Source organism: Pseudomonas sp. MD195_PC81_125, assembly GCF_014060985.1.
GTDB classification, from domain to species: Bacteria; Pseudomonadota; Gammaproteobacteria; order Pseudomonadales; family Pseudomonadaceae; genus Aquipseudomonas; species Aquipseudomonas parakoreensis.
In genome coordinates this window covers 1-700 of record NZ_JABULD010001034.1, presented here as the reverse complement: position 1 = coordinate 700, position 700 = coordinate 1, and the positions used below count along the sequence as shown (strand labels likewise).

The window sequence follows — 700 nt, the reverse complement described above, 5'->3', positions numbered from 1 at the left end:
CAAACGCAGCTAACCTCAGGTTTTTTAATGAGAAAAATGCTTTGACAGAAGGTCGGCATAGTATAGAATGCCGGCTCGCTTAGGAGGGGTTCCCGAGCGGCCAAAGGGATCAGACTGTAAATCTGACGTCTACGACTTCGAAGGTTTCGAATCCTTCCCCCTCCACCATTTTTTAGCGTGAGCTGCAAGCTCCGCGGGTATAGTTTAGTGGTAGAACCTCAGCCTTCCAAGCTGATGATGCGGGTTCGTACTTCCGCTACCCGCTCCAAGTTTGCAGGTTGTGCAAAGTGTTACGCTCTTGTAGCTCAGTTGGTAGAGCACACCCTTGGTAAGGGTGAGGTCAGCGGTTCAAATCCGCTCAAGAGCTCCATATAACAAGGCAGATATGAAAATATCTGCCTTTGTTTTAATGGTAGATATCGTTCGTCTAATTCTTCTGTTGAGGGTGTTATCGATGGCTAAGGAAAAATTTGATCGTTCCCTGCCCCACGTCAACGTAGGGACCATTGGTCACGTTGACCACGGTAAAACCACTCTGACCGCTGCTCTGACTCGCGTCTGCTCCGAAGTTTTCGGTTCGGCCGTAGTTGAATTCGACAAGATCGACAGCGCTCCAGAAGAAAAAGCTCGCGGTATCACCATCAACACCGCGCACGTTGAGTACAACTCGAACATTCGTCACTACGCTCACGTTGACTGC

General features: G+C 49.4%; 1 protein-coding gene and 3 tRNA genes. All 4 read left to right on the top strand.

Translation table 11 applies throughout. The features are described from left to right. Window positions 1–82: 82 nt before the first annotated feature. Window positions 83–168: transfer RNA gene (locus tag HT737_RS31040), tRNA-Tyr, on the top strand. A gap of 25 nt (window positions 169–193) precedes the next feature. After that, window positions 194–268 (top strand) — tRNA-Gly (locus tag HT737_RS31035). 26 nt (window positions 269–294) lie between these two features. Further along, window positions 295–370: transfer RNA gene (locus HT737_RS31030), tRNA-Thr, on the top strand. An 84-nt stretch (window positions 371–454) separates the two neighbouring features. After that, window positions 455–700, top strand: a 246-nt coding sequence (locus tag HT737_RS31025; protein ID WP_306287345.1) for a GTP-binding protein, incomplete at its 3' end; no start/stop codon positions are given.